General features: G+C 61.8%; 28 protein-coding genes. 21 read left to right on the top strand and 7 right to left on the bottom strand.

Annotated features, from left to right (window positions below; translation table 11 throughout):
* Nucleotides 1-10 precede the first annotated feature (10 nt).
* Both HX807_RS11540 and HX807_RS11535 read left to right on the top strand, forming a co-directional pair.
* The gene (locus tag HX807_RS11540; protein ID WP_177050009.1) at nucleotides 11-2500 is read left to right on the top strand and encodes a TonB-dependent siderophore receptor; all 2490 of its coding nucleotides are present in this window, start codon (nucleotides 11-13) and stop codon (nucleotides 2498-2500) included.
* Between the two features lie 224 nt (nucleotides 2501-2724).
* Complete coding sequence (locus HX807_RS11535) at nucleotides 2725-3363, top strand: hypothetical protein (RefSeq protein ID WP_134326911.1); 639 nt, start codon at nucleotides 2725-2727, stop codon at nucleotides 3361-3363.
* 62 nt (nucleotides 3364-3425) lie between these two features.
* Here HX807_RS11535 and HX807_RS11530 read toward each other — a convergent pair whose 3' ends face one another.
* Nucleotides 3426-3971 (bottom strand): hypothetical protein, encoded by a 546-nt coding sequence (locus HX807_RS11530; RefSeq protein WP_003219695.1) that lies wholly within the window; start codon nucleotides 3969-3971, stop codon nucleotides 3426-3428.
* A 213-nt stretch (nucleotides 3972-4184) separates the two neighbouring features.
* Between HX807_RS11530 and HX807_RS11525 the strand changes: the two genes are divergently transcribed.
* On the top strand, nucleotides 4185-4514 hold the full coding sequence (locus HX807_RS11525) for a hypothetical protein (RefSeq protein ID WP_023658946.1): 330 nt from the start codon (nucleotides 4185-4187) through the stop codon (nucleotides 4512-4514).
* 3 nt (nucleotides 4515-4517) lie between these two features.
* Here HX807_RS11525 and HX807_RS11520 read toward each other — a convergent pair whose 3' ends face one another.
* On the bottom strand, nucleotides 4518-5069 hold the full coding sequence (locus tag HX807_RS11520) for a DUF4262 domain-containing protein (protein WP_003219697.1): 552 nt from the start codon (nucleotides 5067-5069) through the stop codon (nucleotides 4518-4520).
* A 172-nt stretch (nucleotides 5070-5241) separates the two neighbouring features.
* Here HX807_RS11520 and HX807_RS11515 point away from each other — a divergent pair, with 172 nt between their 5' ends.
* From HX807_RS11515 to HX807_RS11500, 4 genes are all read left to right on the top strand, one after another.
* A complete protein-coding gene (locus HX807_RS11515; RefSeq protein WP_177050007.1) occupies nucleotides 5242-5937 on the top strand; it encodes a fumarylacetoacetate hydrolase family protein in 696 nt (231 codons plus the stop codon).
* A gap of 36 nt (nucleotides 5938-5973) precedes the next feature.
* Nucleotides 5974-6873, top strand: a complete 900-nt coding sequence (locus HX807_RS11510; RefSeq protein WP_087693025.1) for an AraC family transcriptional regulator — start codon at nucleotides 5974-5976, stop codon at nucleotides 6871-6873.
* Nucleotides 6874-6964: 91 nt separating this feature from the next.
* Complete coding sequence (locus HX807_RS11505) at nucleotides 6965-7411, top strand: GNAT family N-acetyltransferase (protein WP_003219700.1); 447 nt, start codon at nucleotides 6965-6967, stop codon at nucleotides 7409-7411.
* Nucleotides 7412-7415: 4 nt separating this feature from the next.
* Nucleotides 7416-7676 (top strand): hypothetical protein, encoded by a 261-nt coding sequence (locus HX807_RS11500; RefSeq protein WP_003219703.1) that lies wholly within the window; start codon nucleotides 7416-7418, stop codon nucleotides 7674-7676.
* 287 nt (nucleotides 7677-7963) lie between these two features.
* On the opposite strand, the gene HX807_RS11495 is transcribed toward HX807_RS11500, so the two are convergent.
* Nucleotides 7964-8908 (bottom strand): sensor domain-containing diguanylate cyclase, encoded by a 945-nt coding sequence (locus HX807_RS11495; RefSeq protein WP_177050005.1) that lies wholly within the window; start codon nucleotides 8906-8908, stop codon nucleotides 7964-7966.
* A 244-nt stretch (nucleotides 8909-9152) separates the two neighbouring features.
* On the opposite strand from HX807_RS11495, the gene HX807_RS11490 reads away from it, so the two are divergent.
* A complete protein-coding gene (locus tag HX807_RS11490) occupies nucleotides 9153-9401 on the top strand; it encodes a DUF1652 domain-containing protein (RefSeq protein ID WP_008435982.1) in 249 nt (82 codons plus the stop codon).
* 4 nt (nucleotides 9402-9405) lie between these two features.
* Here HX807_RS11490 and HX807_RS11485 read toward each other — a convergent pair whose 3' ends face one another.
* Nucleotides 9406-9549, bottom strand: a complete 144-nt coding sequence (locus tag HX807_RS11485; protein WP_166742173.1) for a hypothetical protein — start codon at nucleotides 9547-9549, stop codon at nucleotides 9406-9408.
* A 270-nt stretch (nucleotides 9550-9819) separates the two neighbouring features.
* Here HX807_RS11485 and HX807_RS11480 point away from each other — a divergent pair, with 270 nt between their 5' ends.
* The 5 genes from HX807_RS11480 to HX807_RS11460 all read left to right on the top strand — a co-directional run bounded on the left by HX807_RS11480 (nucleotide 9820) and on the right by HX807_RS11460 (nucleotide 12117).
* On the top strand, nucleotides 9820-10140 hold the full coding sequence (locus tag HX807_RS11480; RefSeq protein WP_003219711.1) for a YXWGXW repeat-containing protein: 321 nt from the start codon (nucleotides 9820-9822) through the stop codon (nucleotides 10138-10140).
* A gap of 47 nt (nucleotides 10141-10187) precedes the next feature.
* Complete coding sequence (locus HX807_RS11475) at nucleotides 10188-10769, top strand: RNA polymerase sigma factor (RefSeq protein WP_102607490.1); 582 nt, start codon at nucleotides 10188-10190, stop codon at nucleotides 10767-10769.
* Nucleotides 10766-11197 (top strand): hypothetical protein, encoded by a 432-nt coding sequence (locus HX807_RS11470; protein WP_003219715.1) that lies wholly within the window; start codon nucleotides 10766-10768, stop codon nucleotides 11195-11197. The genes HX807_RS11475 and HX807_RS11470 overlap by 4 nt, the downstream gene beginning before the upstream one ends.
* The gene (locus tag HX807_RS11465; RefSeq protein WP_003219717.1) at nucleotides 11194-11670 is read left to right on the top strand and encodes a periplasmic heavy metal sensor; all 477 of its coding nucleotides are present in this window, start codon (nucleotides 11194-11196) and stop codon (nucleotides 11668-11670) included. The genes HX807_RS11470 and HX807_RS11465 overlap by 4 nt, the downstream gene beginning before the upstream one ends.
* A gap of 237 nt (nucleotides 11671-11907) precedes the next feature.
* On the top strand, nucleotides 11908-12117 hold the full coding sequence (locus tag HX807_RS11460) for a YXWGXW repeat-containing protein (protein WP_080673247.1): 210 nt from the start codon (nucleotides 11908-11910) through the stop codon (nucleotides 12115-12117).
* A gap of 72 nt (nucleotides 12118-12189) precedes the next feature.
* Here HX807_RS11460 and HX807_RS11455 read toward each other — a convergent pair whose 3' ends face one another.
* Entirely contained in the window at nucleotides 12190-13131 is a 942-nt protein-coding gene (locus HX807_RS11455; RefSeq protein WP_177050003.1) for a LysR substrate-binding domain-containing protein, read from the bottom strand.
* A gap of 118 nt (nucleotides 13132-13249) precedes the next feature.
* On the opposite strand from HX807_RS11455, the gene HX807_RS11450 reads away from it, so the two are divergent.
* Genes HX807_RS11450 through HX807_RS11440 form a run of 3 tightly spaced genes read left to right on the top strand, consistent with a single transcriptional unit; the run spans nucleotide 13250 to nucleotide 15514 of the window.
* On the top strand, nucleotides 13250-14254 hold the full coding sequence (locus tag HX807_RS11450) for an aldo/keto reductase (protein WP_003219721.1): 1005 nt from the start codon (nucleotides 13250-13252) through the stop codon (nucleotides 14252-14254).
* Nucleotides 14255-14270: 16 nt separating this feature from the next.
* Nucleotides 14271-15068: an SDR family NAD(P)-dependent oxidoreductase gene (locus HX807_RS11445; protein WP_003219722.1), complete on the top strand. Its 798-nt coding sequence runs from the start codon at nucleotides 14271-14273 to the stop codon at nucleotides 15066-15068.
* Nucleotides 15069-15097: 29 nt separating this feature from the next.
* Nucleotides 15098-15514, top strand: coding sequence for an SRPBCC family protein (locus HX807_RS11440; protein ID WP_177050001.1), 417 nt, complete (start codon nucleotides 15098-15100; stop codon nucleotides 15512-15514).
* 140 nt (nucleotides 15515-15654) lie between these two features.
* Here HX807_RS11440 and HX807_RS11435 read toward each other — a convergent pair whose 3' ends face one another.
* Together HX807_RS11435 and HX807_RS11430 are read right to left on the bottom strand one after the other, a co-directional pair.
* Nucleotides 15655-17052 (bottom strand): cell wall metabolism sensor histidine kinase WalK, encoded by a 1398-nt coding sequence (locus HX807_RS11435; RefSeq protein ID WP_003219725.1) that lies wholly within the window; start codon nucleotides 17050-17052, stop codon nucleotides 15655-15657.
* The gene (locus HX807_RS11430) at nucleotides 17030-17713 is read right to left on the bottom strand and encodes a response regulator transcription factor (protein ID WP_003219726.1); all 684 of its coding nucleotides are present in this window, start codon (nucleotides 17711-17713) and stop codon (nucleotides 17030-17032) included. Before HX807_RS11430 ends, HX807_RS11435 begins: the two co-directional genes overlap by 23 nt.
* A 368-nt stretch (nucleotides 17714-18081) precedes the next feature.
* Between HX807_RS11430 and HX807_RS11425 the strand changes: the two genes are divergently transcribed.
* From HX807_RS11425 to HX807_RS11405, 5 genes are all read left to right on the top strand, one after another.
* Complete coding sequence (locus HX807_RS11425) at nucleotides 18082-18987, top strand: hypothetical protein (protein WP_003219728.1); 906 nt, start codon at nucleotides 18082-18084, stop codon at nucleotides 18985-18987.
* Nucleotides 18988-19284: 297 nt separating this feature from the next.
* Nucleotides 19285-19629, top strand: coding sequence for a hypothetical protein (locus HX807_RS11420; RefSeq protein WP_102369398.1), 345 nt, complete (start codon nucleotides 19285-19287; stop codon nucleotides 19627-19629).
* A 96-nt stretch (nucleotides 19630-19725) separates the two neighbouring features.
* Entirely contained in the window at nucleotides 19726-20964 is a 1239-nt protein-coding gene (locus tag HX807_RS11415; protein WP_177021643.1) for a TolC family protein, read from the top strand.
* Nucleotides 20957-22228, top strand: a complete 1272-nt coding sequence (locus HX807_RS11410) for an efflux RND transporter periplasmic adaptor subunit (protein WP_177049999.1) — start codon at nucleotides 20957-20959, stop codon at nucleotides 22226-22228. The genes HX807_RS11415 and HX807_RS11410 overlap by 8 nt, the downstream gene beginning before the upstream one ends.
* Nucleotides 22225-25338 (top strand): efflux RND transporter permease subunit, encoded by a 3114-nt coding sequence (locus HX807_RS11405; RefSeq protein ID WP_177049996.1) that lies wholly within the window; start codon nucleotides 22225-22227, stop codon nucleotides 25336-25338. The genes HX807_RS11410 and HX807_RS11405 overlap by 4 nt, the downstream gene beginning before the upstream one ends.
* The last annotated feature ends 89 nt before the right edge of the window (nucleotides 25339-25427 follow it).

The raw sequence follows: 25427 nt of genomic DNA, 5'->3' as shown, positions 1-25427 counted from the left end.
AGGACTTCTCATGTCGCGCCTTGCTCGTCCTTTACAGCCATTGACCCTTTCAGTGGCGATGGCGTTTGCCGCCGTACCCCTGCTGACCGTTCAAGCGTCCTACGCGGCTGAAAGCGCTGCGTTCTCCATTCCCGCCGGTGACCTGAGCCAGGCCCTCAACAGCCTCGCCGAACAGGCGGGCCTGGTATTGGCCTTTGATTCGAGCCTGACCCGTGGCAAACACAGCAATGGCCTGAACGGGCAATACAATACCGACGCCGCCCTGGCCCAAGTGTTGGCCGGCAGCGGCCTGCAAGCCCTGAAGATCGCCGACGACCGCTACCGTCTCGAAGCCATCCCGCACACCGATGGCGCCATGGAGTTGCAGGCCACCACCATCAGCGGCGCGTACCAGTCGGAAAGCCCCACCGGCCCGGTGTCTGGCTACGTGGCCACCCGCAGCCTGTCGGGCACCAAGACGGACACCGCACTGATCGAAACCCCGCAGTCGATCTCAGTGGTCACCAAGGACCAGATGCGCGCGCAGAACGCCGAGAGCCTCAACCAGATCCTGCGCTACAGCGCTGCCGTGATCCCGGAAACCCGTGGCTCCACCGCCTCGCGTCTCGACCAGTTGACCATCCGTGGCTTCACCCCGGCGACCTACCTCGACGGCCTCCGTATGCCGTCGAGCCGGGATGCCCTGCCGCAAAAAGACGCCTTCGACCTGGAGCGCGTCGAAGTGCTGCGCGGGCCGGCGTCGGTGCTGTACGGGCAGGGCACGCCCAGCGGTGTGATCAACATGGTCAGCAAACGCCCGCTCGACACGCCGTTCCATGAAGTCGGCGTCGAGTACGGGACCTTCAACAAGAAGCGCACGACCTTTGACTTGAGTGGCCCGCTGGACGACCAAGGCGTGTATTCCTACCGCGTTGCCGGCCTGTTCGACGATGCCGACGGGCAGATCGAGCACACCGAAACCCGGCGTCAATCCCTGTCCACCGCCTTCACCTGGCGCCCGGACGAGAATACCTCGCTGACCTTGCTCGGGCACGTCCAGAAGGACCCCAAGGGCGCGTCCTACGGCTCGATGCCAGCCTGGGGCTCGGTGCTGCACAGCCCGACGGGGCGCAAGATCGACGTGGATTTCTACGACGGCGAGAAAAACTTCGAGAAGAGCGACCGCGAGTATTACTCCATCGGCTACGCCTTCGAACATCACTTCAACGATGTCTGGACCGTGCGCCAGAATGCGCGCTACCTGCGCAGCGAAGGGCAATACCGCAGCCTCTACAGCAACTACCTGGAGAGCGATTACCGCACCATCCGCCGCTCGACCATCGCCAGCGACGTGAACATCGACGCCTATGCCCTCGACAACCAGTTGCAGGCCAAATTCGACACCGGGCCGTTGCAGCACACCGTGCTGATGGGCGCCGACTACCAGAACACCAGCACCGACACCAAGTCGGGCAGCGGCGTGTACACGGCAGGGCCTACGCTGGATATTTTCGACCCGGTCTACGGCGCGGCCGTGCCGGTGCCGGCCTACACCAGCGACGCCACCTCGCGCAGCGAGCAAACGGGGGTGTACCTGCAAGAGCAGATGAAGTGGGACAAATGGGTGCTGTTGATGGGCGGGCGTTATGACTGGGCCAGCACCGACAACAGTACCCTGGCGATGACCACCCAGAAAAAGACCAAGTCGTCCCAGGACAGCAAGGCCTTCACCGGCCGCCTGGGCCTGGTCTACCTGTTCGATAACGGCCTGGCGCCGTATGTCAGCTACTCGGAATCGTTCCAGCCGCAATCCGGCACGGGCTACGGCGGTTCGACGTTCCAGCCGACCGAGGGCAAGCAGACGGAAATCGGCATCAAGTACCAGCCGCCGGGCAGCAACAGCTTCATCACGGCTGCCATTTTCGACCTGCGCCAGACCAACGTACCGACGCTGGACCCGGACGCTTCCCACCTGTGCAACGGCTCCCGCTGCCAGATTCAGGACGGTGAAGTGCAATCCCGCGGGTTTGAACTGGAAGGCAAGGCCAGCCTGAACGACAACCTGGATATCACTGCGGCCTATGCCTACCTGGATAACCGCATCAGCAAATCCAACAACACCGTGCGTTATGCGCCCATCAGCGACATCGGTGTCGGCCCGGCCATTGCGGCCGAAGGCACCACCACCTACGCGGTGCCGCGTCATACCGCGTCGGCCTGGGCGGATTACACCCTGCACGACGGCACGCTGAAGGGCTTCGGCGTAGGCGCCGGTGCGCGCTATGTCGGTTCTTCCTGGGGCGATACCGCCAACACCCTGAAGGTGCCGGGCTACACCTTGTTCGATGCAGCGGTGCACTACGACATCCCGCACATCAATCGTCAGGGTGACAACCTGCGCCTGGCAGTGAACGCCACCAACCTGGCGAATAAAGAGTACGTCGCGTCCTGCTATTCCTACTCGTGGTGCTGGTATGGCTCGCAGCGTACCGTGCAGGCCAGTGCGACCTATCAGTGGTAAACACCCATTTACTGTAGGAGCGAGCTTGCTCGCGAAGAACCTGAGAGCAGCGCGCTAAGCCAGACACGCTGCGTTATCGTTAACGATTTTCGCGAGCAAGCTCGCTCCTACAGTGATCGTCAGTATTTTATGGGAGATGGCCTTTTAACATCGCCGCCCACTCTTTATCATCCGCCCCCAGCAACTCCGGCCATGGAGACGCTCCATTCACTAAGGAAGTCGTAATGCACATTGGAAAAATGCTGGGGTTGGCCCTGATCACGTTGTCGATGGGCGGCTGCGCCAGCTTCACGAAGGACGAAGTCGCACCTGTCACGCTGCCGTCGAAGGCCAGCTACGCCAACAAACCGAACGTCTACGTAGACTTCAAGTTCTACCAGGGCGAGCCGACAAATGCCGCCGCGGCCGAAGTCCCACAAGCGCGTGACATGCTCAAGCCACAGCTGCAGAAAGTCCTGACTGACTCCGGCCTGTTTGGTCGCGTGACCCTGGATGAATTCCAGAAGCAGCCAGGCGATTACAGCCTGCGCCTGAAGGTCTACAACCATCCACCGGGTGGCGGCCAACTGGTATTGGCCTTTATCAGCGGCTTTACCTTCACCATCATTCCGGCGCTGGGGACTGATCAGTACACCATGAAGCTGGAATCGGTGGACGCACAAGGCCAGGCACTGAGCACCGGCACCAACCACGACTCGATCAATACCTGGATGGGCATCTGGTTCATCCCGTTGATGGCCAACACGCCGAAAGACGCGGTGACCGATACCTTCACCCGCCAGGTCAATGCCCTGCTCAAGCAAATGGTCGACGGTAATAACCTGAAGTATTCGGCGCTGGATGCCGGCGTGCCACGAGCGTGACACGTAACTGAACGTTTGAAACAGCTGCGAGGGCAGGGTGGCCGATCCTCGCAGCCCAGGCCTTACTTAAGCGCCTTGATGAACAACGGGTCGCTGTACAGCGACTTGAGCAAATCCCGCACCATCGGGTTGTAGGCGTTGGCGGCATTCGGGATCGCAATGAACCCGAAGAACGAACTGGGCCAGGTGTGATTCACTTCCTTGGTCGCGTCGTACACCACGTCATTGCCCTTGAGCAGGGTAAACCGCGCGGCCAGGGTGCCGTTGCCGGAGCCCATGCCTGCCGACAGCGAATTCTTCACCACCAGCACTTGCAGATGACGTTCTGCTTGCGGGTTCAGCAGGCCTGCCAGTTGCAGTTCCTGGGTGATTGCAGCCTGGATATGCGCCGGGATGCTGCCACTGGGCGAGCGGATCGGGTTGGCACGTACAGACAACGAGCCTTCGCCCGATGCGGCCGTCACCTGGGCATTGCTGACGGGTTGCAGCGGCGCTGCTTGCTTGAGGACCTGGACGTTATCGAAGTTCGGCTCGTATTGCGTCATGGTGACGCCGCAGCCTTGCAACAGCAGTGCGAGCAATGGGGTCAACAGTAGAAGCTTTTTCACGGCGTTTCCTTGCGTGAGTGTGGGAGAGCGCCGCGATTATCGTCAGGCAATGGGCCATCGGCAACCAATAGTGGCAAAATGCCTGAGTGGCAGCGCTGTTACTTGGTTCGGTTTCAGGTCGGAAAATTCATCGAGAAGGCAATTTGCTGGCCCCTTTGTAACAAAATTCTCGCCAAAATCACTTTTATTTTCAGGTGGTTAGGCGGGATGCAAATGCGCAATGTTGGAATCATGCTGATCGCCTGTTCCCTGGCGGGTGGGGCGGTTTCGGTTGAGGCACGGGAGCTGCGGGACAACGACAAGTACATGTGCAGTTGGGGGGCTGGCACCGCCGCCCGGGCCCAGGAATTGAAGCTGTCGGGCGTCTCGCTGTACGCCGCGCGGCAGAAGCTGAAGACCTACCAGTTCAAGAAACCCTGGATGCACATGATGGCCATGGGCATCACCGAACAGACCTACGACAGCCGTTCGCGGGTCAAGCCCGAGGTGATTCGCCAGAGTTTTTATCAGGACTGTTTGCGCTACAAGCTGGCGCGTAAATAACCCTTATTTATCCAGCAGCAATTGGAGCCTTGAGAACGACTGGTCGTAGTTGGGCTCCCACGGAAAGCGCCCTTGTTTGTCCGGCCAGACCATTTGCAACGCAGGGAAATCAGCTTTGATCGAGGCGTAGAACCAGCCGGCATAACCGAGGTACTCGCGGTAGTGCCTGCGGTCTACAGGAATGAAGGCGATGCGCATGCCTTCGGCAATATCGTCATAGGGCTTGTAGGTTTCATAGGCGGCTTTTGCACCGGCAAAGCGGATCGCGGCGATGTTCAGCAACTGCTGGGCAATCTGCGGGGGCAGCCCGAATACGATGATTTCCGGTTGGCCGAAGTTGGCGTAGAACCCCAGGGAGTAGGCGAACGAAGGCTCACCGTCTTCAGCCCGCACATGCACATGGTGCCAGCCGATCTTCTTGATATCCGCCAACACCTTCTCGTCATATTCCGAATCTGCCTTGGGCAACTGGAATCCCGGAAGCGGGGCCTTGGCTGAAGTGTTCATCGAGAACAATGAGGCGGCGAAGAGGGCGACGGCGCGAATGATGTTCATCAGAGTCCTTTCTGCGGGATCAGGGGTTGAAAGCGCGATGAGGCTAGCAGTGTTGGGTTCGCTCGGCAAAGTGACCGATGCACCGCCCAGTACAAAATCTGCGTAAGCCTGTCCAACTTCGCCCCGGAGCCCGTCCGCATACTGGCCCCAGGTAATCGAAGAGGCACATGCCATGACCCGCTACGTCATCACCCCCAACGAAACCCCGTCCCTTGCCATCCACGGCGACGACGCCCGCTTCCCGCTGCGCCGGGTGTTCTGTGTCGGGCGCAACTACAGCGAACATGCCCGCGAAATGGGCCACGACCCCGACCGCGAGCCGCCGTTCTTTTTCATGAAGCCAGCTGATGCCGTGGTGCCCGCCGAGGGCGTGATCGCCTATCCGCCGCTGACCGCCGATCTGCACCATGAAGTCGAGTTGGTGGTGGCCATCGGCAAGGGCGGGGTGGACATTGCCCCGGAAGATGCCCTCGCGCATATCTGGGGTTACGGCCTGGGCATCGACCTGACTCGCCGCGACCTCCAGGCCCAGGCGAAAAAGGCTTCGCGGCCATGGGAGTGGGCCAAGGCCTTCGATGAGTCGGCACCCTGCACGGCGTTGCAGCCGGTGAGTGCCGTCGGCCATCCGGTCAGCGGGCGTATCTGGCTCAAGGTCAACGGCGAGCAACGCCAAGTGGGCGACCTGGCGGACCAGATCTGGTCGGTCATCGAGGTGATCAGCCATGCTTCCAAATCGGTGGCATTGAAGGCCGGCGACCTGATCTTCACCGGCACCCCGGCGGGCGTCGGCGCCTTGCAACCGGGCGATGTGGTGACCGCCGGGATCGACGGCCTGGCGGAACTGAGCTTCACCCTCGGCCAGGGTTGACGCTACAGTGGTGCCCAGGCCCCCCGAGAAACGTGTATGCCCGGCACCCGCATCACCACCTATGGCATGGAACAACGCAGCGACCGCTCCGACTTCTACATCCGCGACAAGCGGGGCAGGGCGGCGCTGACCAGCCCCCATCGCCACGAATATTTCCAGATCCAGATCAACCTGGGTGGCGACACCGTGCAGCACATCGGCGGCGCGGTGCGCCCGTTCCCGAAAAAGGCCCTGGCCTTTATCCTGCCCCATCGCCTGCACGTGATTCCCCATCCCGACGACGGCGACTTCATGCTGATCAATTTCAGCCAGGGTTTTTTCCTGCCGCAACTGACCTGCGACCCGCTGGACCTGGAAGACATCCCCATCGGCCAGGCGCCGGAGCTGTCGCCGTTCCGCTTCCAGGAGCAGTTGGACTTCATCCTCGACGACGCGGCCTTCGAAGAAGTCAAAACCTGGCTGGAACACATGCGTAGCCTGGACGCCCACCGCAGCTTCGGCGCCCGGGAGCGGCTCAAGGGTTACCTGTTCCAGTTGATCGGGCTGGTGTGCCAACAGTACGCCGAACCGCTCCAGGCGTTCGCCGCCAACAACGCCACCCGGCGTGGGCGCAAGGATGCCCTGGCCCGGGTGCAAGGCTACATCCGCGAGCATTTGCACGAGCCGTCGCTGAACCTGACGGATGCCGCGGCGGCGGCGTTCCTGTCGCCCAACTACCTGACCCACCTGTTGCGCAAGGAAACCGGCAAACCCTTCTCCCAGTTGGTGCTCGACCGGCGCATGCAACTGGCGCGCACGCTGCTGCTCAACAGCCCGCAGATGATCGGCGCGATTGCGCACCGTTGCGGGTTTACCGACGAGGCGTATTTTTCCCGGTGTTTCCGCAAGGCCCACGGGCTGGCGCCGGGGCAGTTCAGGCGGCGTGAGCAGGATTAACGCGCAATCCGGCTGACTGTTTTACAAATCCACCACAACCGATGTGTTTCAATTTACATACAATTGAGCGTCTCATCGGGAGGCGGTGCACATGGGTTCGGTTATACGGTTGGCAACTCCGGGCGATATCAATGCCATTTTCGACATTCGCACCGCTGTGGTGCAGAACCACTTAAGCCGCGAGCAGATGGCTGAGCTGGGCATTACCCCGCAAGTCGTCGCCGACAGCATGCGCGAGGCGCCTTGCGTATGGCTTGCCGAACTGGACGGCAGGCCTGTCGCGTTTGCAATGGTTGATCTTGCCGAAGGCGAGGTGTTCGCCCTGTTTGTATTGCCGTCTCACGAGAACCTTGGGTTGGGCCGCCAATTGATGGCAGTGGCCGAGGCCGCGCTGTTCGAGCACCACGACACGCTCTTCCTGATCACGGATGGGCGGGATCAGATCCGTGCCAACGGTTTTTACCAGCGGCTTGGCTGGGCAGTGGTCGACACGGCCGAGGGCGACGATGTTCGCTATCAGAAACACAAGGTGCAATGAGTGTATGAGTGAGCTGGAACCCCCTCAATCCAATGCCTTGCGCTATTTTGGCGTCGGCGTTCTATGTGTCGCGGTGTTGTTGGGGACTTATTTCGTTCGGCTCAATGCCCAGGTCGACCGGCAGCGGGAAGAGGCGGCGGAGCGCCTGGCGTTATGCCGTCAGGCAGCCAGTGTTTCGCGCGCCACGCCCCAGGACGAACTTGTGTTGGTGGATCCGTGCAAACACCTGTATCAGCACTATTTGAAGAAGCCCACGCACTTTTAATCAATAACCTTATTTTTATCGCGGAATTAAACAGCGAAGTTTGTTTAACGATGCGCTGTTATTGCACCAAAAAGTGGCATTTCCAATAATCGGATCCATTAAAAAAGTGTGGTTATTGAATGACTTAGCGCTGTTTTAATCCGACGAAAGGTTGAAAATTATCTTGTTACAAGTTTTTCCGCTGGGTAATATAGCCGGGCGTTCACCTCCCACGGTTTATGCATTTTTAAATCCCAAGTTTCCATCAGCTACTTGGGATTTTTTTTGCCCGCGATTTGAGCGTTGTATCAATCCTCTACGTCGGCAAACTCTGCGCGCATCCGCCCATTGCGCTTGGCCTGGTACAGCAACTTGTCGACGGCTTCGACAAAGGCCAGCGCCGCGCTGCCCGGCGTTACCGTGCAAGTGCCTACGCCCAGGCTCAGTGTCAGCAGGTCCGACACCGCCGAGTGCTCATGCGCGATCTGCTGCTGGCGGATCAAGTGCAGGCAGCGTTCGGCCACGCGCCGTGCCGACTCGGCATCGGTTTCCGGCAGCAACCACACAAATTCCTCGCCGCCGATGCGCGCAATGAAGTCCCGTGGCCGGTTGGCCGCCTGCGACAGCGTGCGTGCCACCTGGCGCAGGCATTCGTCGCCCTTGATATGCCCGTAGAGGTCGTTGTACTGCTTGAAATAGTCGATATCCAACAGGATCAACGACAGCGGCAATTGGCTGCGCTGGGCGCTGGTCCATTCCCGCGCCAGCACGGTGTCGAACATGCGCCGGTTGGCGATGCCGGTGAGGCCGTCCTGGAACGAATACTCCTCCAGCTGCTTCTGCAGGCGAATCAGGTGTTCTTCGGTCTTCTTGCGCTCGCTGATGTCGAACATGAAGCCGATCAGCGCCTGCACCTCGCCGTCCTTGCGCTCCACGTGCACCACGTCGCGAATCCACACGTACTCACCGCTGGCGGTCAGCGCCCGGTAATCGGCTTCATGATCGACCCCGGCGCGGGACTGGGAGACGCAGAAGTTGACCACATACTCGCGGTCGTCCGGGTGCATGCGTTCCACCCAGTCATCGACGGTGGCCCAGCTCTGCGGCGTCCAGCCCAGCAGCGCCTCGATCTGCGGGCCGATGTAGCTGAAAGTCATGGTTGCCCAGTCGATACGCCAGGGAATGGCCTTGGTCGATTCCAGCAACGTCTTGTACACAGCACTGTCGGGTTCGATCAAAGGTTCGATGCTCATGCGGAGTGCTCTCGGTGTCGGAAAAAAACCAGAGCATCTGGCCATCATCGCCAGGAAGCAAGCCCTTCGCGCGGCATCGGATAAGAGGGTGTCGGTGTGGTTTTTTTGGCGTCAGCCGGCCAGCGGTTTTAGCCGAAATGCGCACCAAGTATCACTTTTGCATTAATTCCCGGGCAGTTTGAAAAAGCTCATCTACCCTAGACGGATCACGTCCTCCGAGCCCCGTACAGGGAAGGGTGCCCGCATGATTTCGATCGCCGAGTTTCGCCACATCATGGAGTCGGGCTTCCTGCCCCTCGCCTGTGACTGCTCATTGAACAGCGACGGTTCGCTGCGCATCAACATCTTCGACCCGGCCTCCGGGCGCGTCGACCTGCTGCTGCCCCGTGTGTCGCCCCAGGGTCTGGACAGCATCCGTTCCATCTCAAACCTGATTGGCGAACTGCGCACCGAGATCAAGGCCGGGCGCAGGGGGTTTGCAGCGGTCAGTTAGCGGATCAGGAGATCGCTTGTGCCGTCGGGGTAGTCACTACCCCGTAACCGCGCCAGCAGCAATGCTCGCGGTGCCCCGGCAGGAACACGCAGCCGCCAAGGTTCATGAGCAGGACGGCGGCAACCAGCAGTGAAATTCGACGAGACATGGTGATTTCCTCAAGGTGATGGACGTCGCCAACCAACAGAACGCGCCTGTCGATTACCAACGGTTAACCCTTGAACGCGGCCACATGGATAATTCCGTCGCGGCCTTTCAACAATTTCATCAACTCCCCGCAAACCCTGGGCAATACTGGCCCTGCCTGCCGTCCTGAGCGGTCGCGATAAAAAGTTCTTTTTGTTGCGACGGATTTTCGGACACCTGCCGTTCAACCCTACAACTGCGATCACTGGCGATCGCCGATGAAGGAGTTGTCATGAGACTTGCACGACCGCTGGCCAAATTACGTTATGCCCTGTTGATCCCGCTGGCACTGGCCGCCCTGGTCAGCACGCCGACGTTTGCCCAGACCGAAGTGATCATCCGCGAAGCGCCACCGCCGATGCGCGTCGAGGCCGTTCCCGTCGAACGCCCTGGCTATGTGTGGGATCGCGGGCACTGGCGCTACGAAGGGCGCGGTTATGCCTGGGTACCGGGCCACTGGCAGCCGGTGATGCGCAACGCCCGTTGGGAACCTGGCCACTGGGAATCGCGCGGCCCCAACTGGTACTGGAGAGAAGGGCACTGGATCCGCTGAGCATTCCGTCAACCTGACCCTTAGCCACCGGACCGAGACTTGCCCTATTGAAAGACACTGATCCGGACGTTGAGCTGTTGGCCCGCATCGGTAACAACGAACCGGCGGCCATCAACGAAATGGTGACGCGCAAACTGCCGCGTTTGCTCGCGCTCGCCAGTCGGATCCTCGGGGATGCCGACGAGGCCAGGGACGTGGCCCAGGAAAGCTTCCTGCGTATCTGGCGCCAGGCTGCAAGCTGGCGCAGTGGCGAAGCGCGTTTCGACACCTGGCTGCACCGCGTGGCACTCAACCTGTGCCACGACCATTTGCGTCGGCGCAAGGAGCGCCCGTTGCGCGATGAGGAGGCGATGAGCGAGGTGGTCGACACAGCGCCTGCGCCCGATGAACAGCTGGAAGCGGCCGCCCGCAGTGAGCACATGGCGGCGGCGTTGGCGTCGCTGCCTGATCGCCAGCGTGAAGCGATTGTGTTGCAGTATTACCAAGAGCTGTCGAATATCGACGCCGCGGCGCTGATGAACATCAGCGTCGAGGCACTGGAGAGCTTGCTGTCACGGGCCCGGCGCAACCTGCGCAGTTACCTTGACGACACACCCGGGCCCGCCCGCCCAGGAAGGGGAAAACCATGACGCCTGAACGATTTGCCCAATTGGCCGAGGCTTACGGCGGCCACTTGCACCGTTGGCCGCGCGCCGAACAGGCCGAGGCCCAGGCCCTGCTGGATGCAGGCGATGCCAGTCTCCTTGAGGTGCTGCATCAGGCGCGATGGCTCGACGGCCAGCTGGACGGCTATCAACTGGCACCCGTCGACCCGGCGCTGGCGCGGCAGATTCGCCAATCGTTTCCCCAGCGCCAGTCCTTCTGGGCGCGCTACGCCGGCTGGCTGTCGCCGGCCGGTTTTGTTGGCGTGGGCATCGCCGGGGTCGCCGCCGGAATCCTGGTGGCATCGTTGAGCGTGCCGTTGCCCATGCTTGGCCCTGAAGTACTGCCGAGTGTCTTCGACCAGGGCGACGCCGAAGTCGTCTTCACCGTCAACGCCGAGGAAAGCGAGCAATGACCCCGTCACCCAAGTACCTGAAGCCGCTGCTGGTTGTGTCGGTGTTGTTCAACGTGTTTTTGATCGGCGGTGTCGGCGGTGGCTTGTACCATTGGTTGGCGAACACCAAGCCCGCCGAGGCGGTGGTTAACCAGCATGGCCTGCGCCAGGCGATGGTCAAGCTGCCGCCGGAACGGCGCAAGGAACTGCGCCAGTTGTTGCGCCAGAACCGCGCCGACAGCCAGCCGCTGGTACTTGCCGGGCGCGAGGCGCGGCTGGACGTGATCAAGCAACTGGAGGCGCCGACTCTCGACCGTGAGGCGTTGGTGACGGATTTGGGCAAGGCCCGGGAGGCGGACATGGCGCTCAGGGCGCTGGTGGACAACACCCTGGCGCAGTTCGCCAGCACCTTGCCCCGGGATGAGCGCCAGCGGTTGGTGGAGGCGTTGTATATGAAGGGCCAGGCGAAGGGCAAGGTCGCCAAGAGCCACTGATGATCGTTCCCACGCTCTGCGTGGGAACGCCGCCCCGGACGCTCTGCGTCCAGTTGGCGATGCAAGGTTCAAGTCTTGCGCAGTGGTGACGCGGAGCGTCACGGTATGCGTTCCCACGCAGAGCGTGGGAACGAGCATTAATAACCGAGACGGGCGACGGATTTTCCCGGGTGGCGGCGTTTAACCCGGGTAGGCCCGCCACTCAGGCGAAGGCCAATCTCATTGGGGAACCGTGCCATGTCCCGCCTATTCAAAGCTACGCTGGCCGCCACGTTGATGGCGGCTGCGTTGTCCGGTTGTATTGTCGAGCCTGTTCATCCGCGGCGTCCGCCGCCTTTGGTCGAGGTGGTGCCGGTGGCGCCGGCGCCAGGGTATCAGTGGGTGCGGGGGCACTATCGCTGGGGGAACGGGCAGTGGTTATGGGTGCCGGGGCATTGGCGGTACTGATCCACCACACGTTCAACTGCGACACCGAAACCCTGTGGGTGCTGGCTTGCCTGCGATGGCATCACCGCGGTCTTACTGACAGACCGAGGTGCCTGCATCGCGGGCAAGCTCGGCTCCCACAGGTGACAGGGGCTCTGTCAGGACTTTCCTGAACGTCTCCACCAACGGCCGCAAGTTGATCCGATGCCACGCCGCCCACAGCGGCGTGGTGTAGGTCAGCCACGGCAGTTCTCGCAGCACAACGCCCGGCGGTGCATTGCGGCTCAAGCCCTTTTGCACCATCGCGACACCTAGCCCCGACGCCACCAACCCCAACGCGGTAAACGGCTCGCTGGCCTCCATCGGAATCTGCGGGGTAAACCCTGCCCGAATGCACGCCGCAACAAAGTCATCCGCCGGGTTTGCACCCGCTTTGCGCTGCACGCCAATCCATTGCTGCTCGGCCAGATGCTCAGGCAGCAACTCGCTGACGCTGGCCAGCGGATGCTGCTCGGGCAGCGCCAGCAGCATCGGATCGTCCAGCACTTGCAATGCCATCAGGTCCGGGTCATCCGCCGCCGGTGGTTCACCCACCAGAGCGATATCCAGGCTGCGTTGGCGCAGGCCTTCCAGCTGTTCGGCGGAGGGCAGGTTGTACAGGGCGATATGCACGTTGGGCCGCGCGTCACGCAGTACCTTCAGGGCGTTGGGCAGCACCCCCGCGTGCATGGCGTTTTCGATGTAGCCGATGCACAGTCCGCCTTCTTCGCCTTTACCCAATCGCCGGCCCAATGACTCCAGGCGGTTGGCGTGGGTCAGCAGCGCCTTGGTTTCGGCGAGGAACGTCTGGCCGTCGCGGGTCAGGCGGATGCGCTGTTGGCTGCGCTCGAACAGGGTCAGGCCCAGGCGCTCTTCCAATTGGGCAATCTGCCGGCTCAGGGGCGATTGGGAGATGTGCAACCGTTCGGCAGCACGCCCCACGTGTTCTTCTTCAGCGACTACAACGAAGTAGCGCAATTGGCGGAAGTCGATCATGTCAGACCTTAAGGGACTCAAGTTGGTCGCAGTATGTCTTGGACGGTCCGATCTCTGCAATCTACGATCTGCTCAACGGTCAACACAGCGACCTTGAACAATCTTGAGGATTTACCCCATGAGCTTGAAAGACAAACTGCCCGGCGTGCTGGGTTTTGGCACCGCCCCCTTGGGCAACATGTTCCGTGCGATTCCTGAAGAGGAGGCGCAAGCCACCGTCGAAGCAGCCTGGAACCAGGGCGTGCGTTACTTCGACACCGCCCCGTTCTACGGCTCGGGCCTCTCTGAAATCCGCCTGGGCCAGGCCCTGTCCAAGTACAACCGTGACGACTATGTGCTCAGCACCAAGGTCGGCCGGGTGATCCTGGATGAAGTGGAAGAAAGCGCCCGCGACCTCGGCGAGAAAAGCGGCGTGTTTGAACATGGCCGGCCGAACAAGATGGTCAACGACTACAGCGCCGATGCCACCCTGCGCTCCATCGAAGACAGCCTCAACCGCCTCCAAACCGACCGCCTCGACATCGTGTGGATTCACGACATCGCCCAGGATTTCTACGGCGATCAATGGCTGGACTACTTCAATCAGGCGCGCACCGGTGCTTTCAAAGTACTGACCCGCCTGCGTGAAGAAGGCGTGATCAAGGCCTGGGGCCTGGGCGTCAATCGGGTCGAGCCTTGCGAGTTGACCCTGGACCTGGCCGAAGCCCAGCCCGACGGTTTCCTGCTTGCCGGTCGCTACACCTTGCTCGACCATGAACGCGCCTTGCAGCGCTTGATGGATGCAGCCCAGGCGCAGAACGTCGAGATCGTGGTCGGTGGCCCTTACAGCTCCGGGATCCTGGCGGGCGGCGCACATTTTGAGTACCAGAAAGCCAGCCCGGCGATCATCAGCAAGGTCGAGCAGATCAAGGCGATTGCCGCGGCCCATGGCGTGAGTGTGAAAGCCGCTGCACTGCAATTCTCCCTGGCTCACCCGGCAGTGGCCGCAGTGATTCCGGGTGCCAGTCGTCCGGGGCGCATTGCTGAAGACGTCGCGGCGTTGTCAGAGAAGATTCCCGCAGCCTTTTGGCAGGCCCTGCGCGAGGCACGATTGATTTCGGCCCGTGCACCGTTGCCGCTCTAACCACAGGAACGCGAACATGAAAATTGATATCAGTGGCAAAGTCGCAATCGTCAGTGGCAGCACCGCCGGCATAGGCCTGGGCATCAGCCAGGCGCTGGCGCAATCCGGCGCTACGGTGGTGGTGATCGGGCGTGAATCGGGCAAGGTCGACGAGGCGCTGGCGACCATTCGCCAGGCCGTGCCCGGCGCGGATCTGCGTGGGCTGGTGGCGGACCTCGGTACGGCCGAGGGCGCTGAAAAGCTGTTCGCCGCCGAGCCGCGCGCCGACATCCTGGTGAACAACCTCGGGATCTTCAACGACGTCGATTTCTTCGACGCCCCCGACAGCGAGTGGACGCGTTTCTACGAGGTCAACGTGATCTCCGGTGTGCGTTTGTCGCGGCATTACACGCCGGGCATGGTCGAGCAGGGCTGGGGCCGGGTGATCTTTGTGTCGTCGGAATCCGGGGTGGCAACGCCGGCTGACATGATCAATTACGGCGTGACCAAAAGCGCCAACCTGGCGGTGTCCCATGGCTTGGCCAAACGCCTGGCGGGCACCGGGGTGACGGTCAATGCGATCCTGCCGGGGCCGACCTTTACCGATGGCCTGGAGCACATGCTCAAGGACGCCGTGGCCAAGTCCGGGCGCAGTGCGCGGGACGAGGCGGATGTGTTTGTGCGCAATGCGCGGCCGACGTCGATCATCCAGCGCGCAGCGAATGTGGATGAAGTGGCGAATCTGGTGGCGTACATTGCTTCACCGTTGTCCTCTGCCACCACCGGTGCCGCGTTGCGGGTCGACGGCGGTGTTGTCGACAGCATGGCGATCTGATTTTTCTTGAATGGTTTGGAGTGTTAATCGTGGCAAAAGCATCTGCTGTTATTGAAATCCCGGTTTCGGCCGAACAGGTTTGGCAATTGGTCGGCGGCTTCAATTCGCTGCCGGACTGGCTGCCCTTTATCGTCAAGAGCGAGCCGAGTGAAGGCGGGCGCGTGCGTCATCTGCAAACGGCGGATGGCGGGGTGGTGGTGGAACGGTTGCAACGCTTTGATGATGCAGCGCGTACCTACAGTTATTCGATCAGCGAGTCGCCGTTTCCGGTGAGTGAGTATCTGGCGACGTTGAAGGTTGAGGCGCTGGGTGACAGCTCCGCGAAGGTGACCTGGTCGGGCGTGTTTACTCCGGAGGCCGGTGTGACGGATGCGGCGGTGGAGGAGTTGTTTACCGGTGTCTACAGCGGCGGGCTGGATGCGTTGCGCGGTAATTTTCCGGGCTGAATGAAGATCAAATGTGGGAGCGGGCTTGCTCGCGAATGCGGTGGATCAGTGCCAGATGGGTTGACTGACACTCCGCATTCGCGAGCAAGCCCGCTCCCACATTGGTTTTGTGGTGTTCTTCAGGCTTCAGGCTTCAGGCTTCAGGCTTCGGGCATCAGTTGTTGGCGGCATTCGAGGATCAGCTTCGCACCGCCTCGTTCGCTGCTGCCGACTTCCAGCTTGAAACCGTGCAGGTTGATGATCGCGGCCACAATCGACAGCCCCAAGCCAAACCCGCCTTGCTGTTGATTGCCTTCGTCCACCCGGTAAAACCGCTGGAACACTGCCGCACGTTCAGCTGCGGGAATCCCGGGGCCGGAGTCGAGCACTTCGATGCGGGTGCTGCCGGCATCGTTCACGCCTCGCAGGATCACTTCGCCGCCCGGCGGGGTGAATTTGATCGAGTTGCTCAGCAGGTTGGCCAGGGCTTCGAACAGCAAGGCGCGATCGCCGGTGATCCACGGTAACGAGGCCGGCACTTGCAGCAGCAGTTCCATCTGGCCTTCTTCTGCCAACGGCAGGTAGAAGTCGTGGAGTTCCTGCAGCAAGGGCAGGGGATCAAGCACCAGGAAGCCCGAGCGGCGCTGATGGTCTTCCAGTTCGGAAATCCGCAGCAGGCCGCGAAAACGCGCCATCAAGGTGTCGGTCTCGGCGATGGCCGCGTCCAGTTGCAGGGCGTGGGGCGCGTCTTCATCAGCCTGTTGCTGGATTCGGTACAGCTGTGCCCGCAGGCGCGTGAGCGGGGTGCGCAGGTCGTGGGCGATGTTGTCGCACACGCCCTTGACCTCGTTCATCAGCTTCTCGATGCGGTCGAGCATCGCGTTGACGATGGCTGCCAGCATGTCCAGTTCGTCGCGTCGGTCGGACAATGGCAAACGGTGGGTCAGGTCGCCGGCCACGATGGCTTCGGCACTCGCCTGGATCCCGCGAATCCGCCGCAACGGGCGCCGCCTGAGCAGGTGCCAGCCGGCCGCGCCGGGAATGATCGTCAGGGTGATGCCCCACAGCAAGGCGTGCAGGATGATCCGCGTCACGCCGAACAGCGAGCCGTTGGCGCGCACCAGGATCAGCCAGCGGCCGTCTTCGGTGTGGGTGGCCACGGCGTCGCAGCTGTCGCGCGGCAGTTTCGGGTCGTCGGAGTCGATGCAGTTGGCCAGGGCGTGGATGTGCCCGTCCATTGGCAGGTCGGGCGGTATCACGCGGATCGGGCCGCTGATGGGGTTGAACTGATTGTCGAACAGGCCGTAGGCGTCAACGCCCTTCATGTCGAAGGTCATGCTGGTGGTCAGGGCTTCCACCAGCTCTTCGCCGTCAAACCGCTGGAACAGGTGCTGGCGCTGCATCAGGGAGTGGCGCGAGAGGTCGCCCAGGTAACCGGACACCTCGTAGTACAACACGCCCATGAGGATGCAGCTCCAGGCCACGAACAACGAACTGTAGAGCGCCAGCAGCCGGCTGCTGGAAGAGCGCCAGCCTTTAGAGGGGTTCAGCAATGACATACCCGGAACCTCGTACCGTGCGGATCAGCGGCGTGAGGCCCGGCGGGTCGATTTTTTTGCGCAGGCGACCGATGTGCACGTCGATCAGGTTGGTGCCCGGGTCGAAGTGATAACCCCAGACTTCCTCGAAGATCATCATCCGCGAGAGAATTTGCCCGGTGTTGCGCATCAGGAATTCCAGCAGTTTGTATTCGGTCGGCAACAGGCTCAGGGGCTGTTCGGCGCGGCTGGCTTCACGGCTGATCAGATTCAGTTCCAGATCCGCCACGCGCAAGGCAGTTTCAAACTCCTTGACCGTGCTTTTGCGCCGCAGCAGCACTTCGACGCGGGCGGCCATTTCGTCGGAGGCGAACGGTTTGGTCAGGTAGTCATCACCACCGGCCCGCAGGCCACGTACCCGTTCATCCACATCGGAGAGGGCGCTGATCATCAGGATCGGCGTGGATACGCCGATGGTGCGCAGGGTGGTGACGATGGCCAGGCCATCCAGTTCCGGGAGCATGCGGTCGAGGGTGATCAGGTCGTAATCACCGCTGACGGCACGGACCAGGCCTTCGCGGCCATTGTCTACCCAGTCTACGTCCAGTCCATGGCTACTCAGCTCGGCAACGATCTCGCGGGCCGTTACGGCGTCGTCCTCGATGGTCAAAATGCGGGTCATAAGGATTACCTGGTGAGCGATTCACACTGAAGTGCGGGCATTTTGCCAAGAAATGATAGCCCGCTTCCTAAATAAAAATTTATGTAGGCACAAACGACACAATTCACCATAACCCGCTGAATCTGAACGAACGCTGTGTGTGTAGGATTTTTTGCATGCCATGGGGGGCGTACGGGTTATTTCCTACGAGGAATGCAATACGCCCGCCGCTCCGGGCCATTTCTTGCAAGTTGCATGGTTCAAATTAGTTCAACTTAATTAAGTTGTTGAAATATATGAAGTTTTAATTTTCGAGCTTCTGGCACGTCGCCTGCACTGTCCCTTTTGAGACTTGTAACACTATTTTTCATGCCTGGAGCAAAACAACAATGATTACATCCTCATCCACGCTGCAAGAGTCGAGCACGCTCTCCGGGGTTTCCTGGGGCGCGATCTTTGCCGGGGCCGCTGCCGCGGCTGCGCTGTCCTTGATTCTGGTACTGCTGGGCTTCGGCCTGGGCTTTTCGGCGGTGTCGCCGTGGGCCGACAGTGGCATCAGCGCCAAAGGGCTTGGCATTTCTACCATTGTCTGGCTGGCGGTTACGCAAATCATCGCGTCGGGGATGGGCGGTTACATCGCCGGTCGCCTGCGGGTGAAATGGGCCAATATGCACGGCGATGAGGTGTACTTTCGCGACACCGCCCATGGCTTCCTGGCCTGGGCCGTGGCGACACTGGTGACGGCGGTGCTGATCGTCGGTTCGGTCAGCAGTGTGGTCAGCGGTGGTGTGAAGGCCGGTGCCAGTGTGGCCTCGGGTGCCGTCAGTGGCATGAGCCAGGTGGCTGGCGCTGCCTCCAAGGGCGAAGACTTTGGCTACTACGTCGACAGCCTGTTCCGTGATGATCGCCCGGCCGCCGTCAGTGATGACGCGGTGCATGGTGTGGTCGCTCGCATCTTCGCTCGTACCGTGAGCAACAATGGTCAGCTGGCACCTGAAGACCGTGCGTACCTTGCACAGTTGATCAGCCAGCGGACAAACCTCAGCCAGGCCGATGCCGAGGCGCGTGTTGACCAGGTCTATGGCCAGGCTCAAAAAGCGCTGGATGACGCCAAGTTGAAAGCCAAGCAGGCTGCCGACACGGCTGCAAAAGTGGCTGCCTACACGTCGCTGTGGACCTTCGTGGCGCTGTTGATCGGTGCGTTTTTTGCCAGCCTCGCTGCAACCTTTGGTGGTCGTCGCCGGGATGCCGTGGTGTATCTGGAAACCACTCCCCACACCACTTCCGTTCGTTAATTCAAGGAGAACGTCATGCGCTCATTACTGCTGTTTTTCCTCGGTGTGCCTATCCCGGTCATTATCCTGATCGCGATCTTCATGCACTGATCCTCAGGCTTGCTCGGTCCCCATGTGGGAGCGGGCTTGCTCGCGAAAGCGGTGTATCAGTCACATATGGATTGGCTGATACACCGCTTTCGCGAGCAAGCCCGCTCCCACATTTTGTTTTGTGTCGTTGCTGCATTCCGGGCGAAGGCGAAATCTCCGGATTTTGTTAATTGTTGCTTAACCGCCTTTTGGCTAAGCTCCCGTCCCATGAGCCGCTATCTGCGTTTTTTCCTGGTCCTGCTGTTGAGTCTTGCGCTTCCCCTGACCGGGATGGCGGGTGTGCCGTCGAGCACCGAGCCGTGCCCGATGCAGATGTCCGACATGCAGATGATGAGCGACATGGCCCCTGACTGTTGCCAGGACGGCGCAGCCGCCGACCACGGCAAAAGCTGCAAGCCCGGCCAGGAGTGCAAGACCGGCGGCATGCTGCAATTGTCGATGCCGGTGCTCAAGGCCCCGGTGACTGCTTCCAATGCGCTGGTTGTCAGCGTCTCTTCCGACTTCATTCCCGACCGCACGCCGTCCGGCGTCTGGCGCCCGCCCCGTAGCTGAATCCTGTTGCACCTGAAGACTCGTCCCTGAACCGGGACGGCCTTGCTGTGGGCCGCGTAAAGCGGTGCGCAGCGCAACAGAACAGGACACTTCAAGATGAATTTCCTATGCGTGCGTGCCTTGGTGATGGGCGTGCTGGCGTGGCCGACGCTGGCGTCTGCGCTGACCCTGGATGAGGCCTTGCGCCTGGCGCAAAACAACGCGCCGTCGCTGACGGCTGAATCCTCCAAATTGCAGGCCGCGACCCAGGCGGCGATTCCGGCCGGCGAACTGCCGGACCCGAAACTGGTAGTAGGCCTGCAAAATTTCCCCGTCGGCGGGCCCAATCGCGGCACGTTGTATGGCGATGACATGACCGAGCAAATGATCGGCATCCAGCAACAAGTGCCCAGCCGCGACAAGCGCAAGGCACGGGTTGAGTTGGCGTCGGCCAGCGTGGACACGGCTGCCGCCGAAGGCCGGATCGAGCGCTTGAATGTGCGTCAGGCCACCGCCCAGGCGTGGATTCGCGCTTATGCGGTGGAGCGCAAAGAGGCACTGTTCAAGGACTTCTATCAGCAGAATCGCCTGCTGCAAGACACCGTGCGTGCGCAACTGGCCGGCGGTCGCGGGCAGCCTTCCGACGCTGTGATCCCGAAGCAGGAAGCGGCTGACCTGGCCGAGCGCGAGGATGAGCTGATCCAGCAACGCGCCCAGGCCCGGGCGGCCCTCAAGCGCTGGATCGGCCCGGCCGCCAGCGAAGCCCCCAGCGGGCAATTGCCGAACTGGAAAATCGACACCACCGGCTTCACCCACAACCTGCACCAGCACCCGGTTCTGCAAGCCTTTGCACCGCGCACCCGCGAGGCCGAAGCCCGGCTGAACGAGGCCAGGGCGCAAAAGACCTCGGACTGGAGTTGGGAAGTGGACTACCAGCACCGAGGCCGTGAGTACGGCGACATGGTCAGCCTGCAATTCACCTTCGATTTGCCGATCTTCCCCGGTCGCCGACAAAACCCCGGTATCGCCGCCAAGCAGGCCGAACTCGACCAACTGGACGCCGAACGCGAAGCCAAGACCCGTGAACATACCCAGGAACTCGAAGACGACCTGGCCAACTACCAGCGCCTGGACCGCGCCGTGCAGCGCAGCCAGGACAGCCTGGTGCCGCTGGCCGAGGAGAAATTGTCGCTGAGCCTGGCGGGGTATCGCGCGGGCAAGGGCGACCTGATGAGCGTGGTCAGCGCCCGCCGCGAGTGGGTCGAGGCGCGCTTCAAACAGATTGACGCCATTGAGCAGCGTGCCCTGACCGGCGCCCAGCTGTATTTCGCTTACGGGGAACCCGCCAATGAATAACCGAATCGTGAATATGGCCCTGTTGGGCGGCGTCCTGCTGCTGGGTCTGGGTGGCGGCTATTGGCTGGCGCAGACACGCGAGGCACAGCCGGCCATGGTCGGGACGAGGCGGGCGCCGGACGAGAAAAAGGCGCTGTACTGGTACGACCCGATGTACCCGCAGCAAAAATTCGACAAGCCGGGCAAGTCGCCCTTCATGGACATGCAACTGGTGCCGCGCTACGCCGGTGGCGCCGAGGAGAGTGCGGCGATTCAGGTCGACCCCAGCCTGACCCAGAACATCGGCGTGCGCCTGGCGAGCGTCAGCCGTGGGGTGCTGGCGTCGAGTCTTGAGCTGTCGGGAATCCTCGCCTTCAACGACCGCGATGTGGCGGTGGTGCAGGCGCGGGCTGCCGGATTTGTCGAGCGGGTTTACGCCCGTGCGCCGGGGGATGTGCTCAAGGCTCAGGCGCCCCTGGCGGACATTCTGGTGCCGGAATGGGCTGCCGCGCAGGAAGAGTTTCTTGCCCTGCGCCACAGCGATCCCGGCCTGTTGGCTGCCGCCCGCCAGCGTCTGCGCTTGAGCGGAATGCCTGCCGGGTTGATCACGCAGATGGAGCGCAGCGGCCGGGTGCAATCGGTGATGACCATCACCACCCCGCTGGGCGGCGCGTTGCAAACCCTCGACGTACGCGAAGGCATGACTGTCGCGGCGGGCCAAACCCTGGCGCGGGTCAATGGCCTGGGCACCGTGTGGCTGCAGGTCGCCGTGCCTGAAGCCCAGGGCGCCGCGCTGGCCGTTGGGCAAACGGTCGAGAGCCGTTTTGTCGGGTTGCCGGGACAAGTCGTCAAAGGCACCGTCGCCGCGATTCTGCCGGCAACCGCCATGGACAGCCGCACCGTGCAGGTTCGGGTCGAACTGCCCAACCCTGACGGTATGTTGCGCCCCGGTATGACCGCCCAGGTGCGCCTGGCCCAATCCAGCGGCCAATCGGTGCTGTTGCTGCCGAGCGAGGCGTTGATTCGCACCGGCAAACGCGTGCTGGTGATGGTGGCCGAGGAGGGCGGGCGATATCGCCCGGTAGAAGTCCAGGTAGGTGCAGAAAACCAGGACAACACCGTCATCCTCGCCGGCCTGCAGGAAGGCCAGCAGGTGGTGGCCTCCGGTCAATTTCTGCTGGACTCCGAAGCAAGTTTGAAGGGAATTACCACTCAATCGTCCGGCGGTTTTTCAGATGAGGGGGCCATGGACGGCATGAGCATGCAACCGGGAGCCCGGCCATGATCGCCCTGTTGATTCGCTGGTCGGTGGCCAACCGCTTTTTGGTGTTGTTGGCGACTTTATTCGTGACGGCCTGGGGTTTGTGGTCGATCCAGAACACCCCGGTGGACGCCTTGCCGGACCTGTCGGATGTGCAGGTGATCATCCGCACGCCGTACCCGGGCCAGGCCCCGCAGATTGTCGAGAACCAGGTCACTTACCCGATGACCACCACCATGCTCTCGGTGCCGGGTGCGAAGACCGTGCGCGGCTTTTCGTTCTTCGGCGACAGCTACGTCTACGTGCTGTTCGACGAGGGCACCGACCTGTATTGGGCGCGCTCGCGGGTGCTGGAATACCTGAGCCAGTTGCAGGCGCGTTTGCCGGCATCGGCCAAGCCGGCGCTGGGCCCGGATGCCACCGGTGTCGGCTGGATCTACCAGTACGCGCTGGTGGACCGCACCGGCAAACACGACCTGGCGCAACTGCGCTCGTTGCAGGACTGGTTCCTCAAGTTCGAGCTCAAGACCCTGCCCAATGCCGCCGAAGTGGCGACCATCGGCGGCCAGGTCAAGCAGTACCAGGTGCAGATCGACCCGCTGGCCCTGGCCAGTCGCGGCATCACCCAGGCCCAGGTGGTGGAAGCCATCGGCAAGGCCAACCAGGAAACCGGCGGTTCGGTGCTGAACATGGGTGAGTCGGAATACATGGTGCGTGCGTCCGGCTACCTGAAAACCCTGGAGGACTTTCGCGGCATTCCCCTGCGGCTCGACACCCACAACGTGCCGGTGACCCTTGGGGATGTAGCGACGATCCAGCTGGGCCCGGACATGCGCCGGGGCATCAGTGAACTGGATGGCGAAGGCGAGGCGGTGGGCGGCGTGGTGATCCTGCGCAGCGGCAAGAACGCCCGCGAGGCCATCGCGGCGGTCAAGGCCAAGCTGGAGCAACTGCAAACCAGCCTGCCGCCCGGGGTGGAAATCGTCACCACCTACGATCGCAGCAAACTCATCGATCGCGCCGTGGACAACCTCAGCCACAAGCTGCTCGAAGAGTTCCTGGTGGTGGCGCTGGTGTGCGGGATCTTCCTGTGGCACCTGCGCTCCTCGCTGGTGGCGATCATTTCGTTGCCGGTGGGGGTGTTGATTGCCTTTATCGTCATGCGCTTCCAGGGCATCAACGCGAACATCATGTCCCTGGGCGGGATTGCGATTGCCATCGGCGCGATGGTCGATGGCGCGGTGGTGATGATCGAGAATGCCCACAAGAAAATCGAAGCCTGGCACCACGCGCATCCGAACCAGGAGTTGAAGGGGGAGGCGCATTGGAAGGTCATCACCGATGCGGCAGTGGAGGTGGGGCCGGCGTTGTTTTTCTGCCTGCTGATCATCACCTTGTCGTTTATCCCGGTGTTCACCCTACAAGCCCAGGAAGGCCGCTTGTTCGGGCCGCTGGCCTACACCAAGACCTATGCCATGGCCGCTGCGGCGGGGTTGTCGGTGACCCTGATCCCGGTGCTGATGGGCTACTGGATTCGCGGGCGTATTCCCGATGAGCAACGCAACCCGCTGAATCGCGGCCTGATGAAACTCTACCAACCGGCCCTCGACGCGGTGTTGCGCTGGCCGCGCATGACCTTGCTGGTCGCGCTGCTGATGGTCGCCAGTGCGCTATGGCCGGTGTCGCACCTGGGCGGTGAATTCCTGCCGCCGCTGGATGAGGGTGACCTGTTGTATATGCCGTCGGCGTTGCCTGGTTTGTCGACGCAAACTGTCGGCGCATTGCTGCAACGTACCGACCGCTTGATCAAGAGCGTGCCGGAAGTCGCCCACGTGTTCGGCAAGGCCGGCCGCGCCGAAACCGCCACCGACCCGGCGCCGCTGGAAATGTTCGAAACCACCATCGAGTTCAAGCCGCGAGACCAATGGCGGCCGGGCATGACCCCGGAAAAACTGGTGAAGGAACTCGACCGAGTGGTGCAGGTGCCGGGGCTGACCAACATCTGGATTCCGCCGATCCGCAACCGCATCGACATGCTCGCCACCGGGGTCAAAAGCCCGATCGGCGTGAAGGTCGCGGGTTCCAGCCTGATGGACATCGACGCCGTGACCCAGGCCGTGGAAAAGGTCGCCAAGACGGTGCCCGGCGTCAGCTCGGCGCTGGCGGAACGCCTGACGGGCGGGCGCTACATCGACGTGGATATCGACCGCCCGGCCGCCGCGCGTTATGGCCTGAACATCACCGATGTGCAGTCCATTGTCTCCGGGGCGATTGGCGGGGAAAACATCGGCGAGACCGTCGAAGGCTTGGCGCGGTTTCCCATCAACCTGCGCTACCCGAAAGAATGGCGCGACTCGGTGAGCGCGTTGAGCAACCTGCCGATCTATACGCCGTCGGGCAGCCAGATCACCCTGGGCACCGTGGCCAGGATCAAGGTCAGCGAAGGCCCGCCGATGCTCAAGAGCGAAAACGCCCGGCCTTCCGGCTGGGTGTACATCGACGTGCGCGACCGCGACCTGGCGTCGGTGGTGAAGGACTTGCGTGAAGCGATCAACCAGAACGTGCAACTGCAACCGGGCATGAGCCTCAGCTACTCGGGGCAGTTCGAGTTCCTGGAGCGGGCCAATGAACGCCTGAAACTGGTGGTGCCGGCGACTTTGCTGATCATCTTCGTGCTGCTGTACCTGACGTTCCGGCGGGTGGATGAGGCGCTGCTGATCCTCGCCACGTTGCCGTTCGCGCTGACGGGTGGGGTGTGGTTGCTGTACTGGCTGGGCTTCAACCTGTCGGTGGCGACGGGTGTTGGATTTATCGCGTTGGCGGGGGTGTCGGCGGAGTTCGGCGTGATCATGCTGCTGTATTTGAAAAACGCCTGGGCCGAACGCCAGGGAGGAGGGGACCAGGCCCTGCTGGAAGCCATCACCGAAGGTGCCGTATTACGCGTGCGGCCCAAGGCGATGACCGTGGCCGTAATCATCGCCGGCTTGCTGCCGATCCTTTTAGGCGGCGGCACCGGCAGCGAAGTCATGAGCCGGATTGCCGCGCCCATGATTGGCGGCATGCTCACAGCGCCCTTGCTCTCCCTCTTCGTCATCCCGGCGGCATATAGGCTAATGCGCAAATCCAAAAGCTAACGACAATCAAATGTGGGAGCGGGCTTGCTCGCGAAAGCGGTGTGTCAGTCGCCAGATGCCGTGGCTGACCCACCGCGTTCGCGAGCAAG

This window comes from Pseudomonas sp. D8002 (assembly GCF_013385695.1).
Classification (GTDB): domain Bacteria; phylum Pseudomonadota; class Gammaproteobacteria; order Pseudomonadales; family Pseudomonadaceae; genus Aquipseudomonas.
This window is presented reverse-complemented; position numbering and strand designations above follow the sequence as displayed.